Source organism: Agromyces binzhouensis, assembly GCF_004135055.1.
Classification (GTDB): domain Bacteria; phylum Actinomycetota; class Actinomycetes; order Actinomycetales; family Microbacteriaceae; genus Agromyces; species Agromyces binzhouensis.
Window position 1 is genome coordinate 1 of record NZ_SDPL01000569.1, and the last position, 1,531, is coordinate 1,531.

The following is a 1,531-nucleotide window of genomic DNA, read 5'->3' on the forward strand; positions in this document are numbered from 1 at the left end:
GGGCGCGGCGTCGGCAGGCTCGGCGGCGTGCGCGCCCGCGATCGGCGCGACCATGACCTCGTCGATGCCGTGGCGCTCGGCGAGGGTGCGCACGGCGGATGCCGCGGCATCCGCCTCACCGATGACCCACCGGGTGCGCATGCGCGCGATCACGTCGTCGGAATCGGAGTCGCGCGGTGCGGCCTGCGCCTCCTCGACGGTCTCGAGGGGGCGCATCGGGCGGTTGAGGCGCAGTCGCGCCATCGCGCGCAGCTGCGGCAGCGCGCGGGCCTCGGCTTCGTCGATCGCGTCGGCGACGACCGCGTTCAGCGTGAGGATCGTCTGCGGCGACGGATGCCGCTCGCTCGGCCGGTAGCCGGAGCGGTAGAGCTCGAGCGCCTGCTCGAGGCCCTCGCCCGAGAAGTGGTTGGCGAACACGTACGGCAGGCCGAGCTCGGCCGCCAGCCTCGCCGAGTAGTCCGAGCTGCCGAGCAGCCACAGCTCGGGCACCGCGGTCGCCGCGGGCGTCGCCTGGATCGGGTACTCGCGGCCGCTCGTGAGGCGCAGCGTCGCTCCGTCGGGCGAGAGCAGGCTGAGGATGTCGGCGACGTGGTCGGGGAACCGGTCGACGTCGGCCGTCGGGCCGCTCACGCGCAGGAGCTGCGTGATCACGGGATCGCTCCCCGGCGCCCGCCCGATGCCGAGGTCGATGCGACCGGGCGCGAGCGCCTCGAGCGCCGCGAACTGCTCGGCCACCACGAGCGGCGCGTGGTTCGGCAGCATCACGCCGCCCGAGCCGACGCGGATGCGCTCGGTGCGCGCCGCGGTCGCCGCGATGAGCACGGGCGGCGTCGTCGACGCCACCGACGGCATGTTGTGGTGCTCGGCGAACCAGTAGCGGGTGAAGCCGAGCCGGTCGGCGGCCTGCGCGAGGGCGACGGATGCCGCGACGGCCTCCGCCGAGGACTGCCCGCTCCGGACGGGGACGAGATCGAGGACCGAGAGGCGCGGCATGAGAGACATCCCCACCTGCAACCGGCCCCGCCGGCGCGCTATTCCGCGGGGTCGAGGGGTCGGCGGATCGCGTCCGGAAGCTCGGGATAACCCTGAGCGGATCGGCGGGATCGTCCTGATCCTCGTCCTTCGTCCGCGCCGTTGTATGGAACCTGCGTCGTGAGCGCCCCCGGTCATCCGGGCGGCCGTCGGACCAGGCCGTGACGGCCGCCGCCCGGCCCGCGACCCGTAACCCGTGAAAGGACCACCAGTGAACCCGCTTGCCTCCGAGACCGTCGCGGCCGAGACCGCGGCGGCCCCCGAGACCACCGCCCCGGCCGTCCAGGCCGAGTCCGCCGCGCCGTCGATGTCGCTCCGCGAGTCGTTCGCGATCCTCGCCGAGCGCCTCGACGGCCGCCTCTCCCTGCCGGGCGACCCCGGCTACGACGCCGACCGCCTCGCATGGAACCTCGCCGTCGACCAGCGTCCCGCCGCGGTCGTGGTCGCGGCATCCGTCGCCGACGTCGCCCGCACCGTGCGCACCGCCCGCGAGCTCGGG

The 1,531-nt window shown here is 75.0% G+C and carries 1 protein-coding gene and 1 pseudogene; one reads left to right on the top strand and one right to left on the bottom strand.

What is annotated here, in order from left to right; translation table 11 throughout:
• Window positions 1-1,002 (bottom strand): LLM class flavin-dependent oxidoreductase (locus ESO86_RS16775; RefSeq protein WP_165308227.1); only part of this gene is annotated, 1,002 nt, incomplete at its 3' end.
• 241 nt (window positions 1,003-1,243) lie between these two features.
• Between ESO86_RS16775 and ESO86_RS16780 the strand changes: the two are divergent.
• Window positions 1,244-1,531: pseudogene (locus tag ESO86_RS16780) on the top strand (hypothetical protein); the annotation flags it as partial.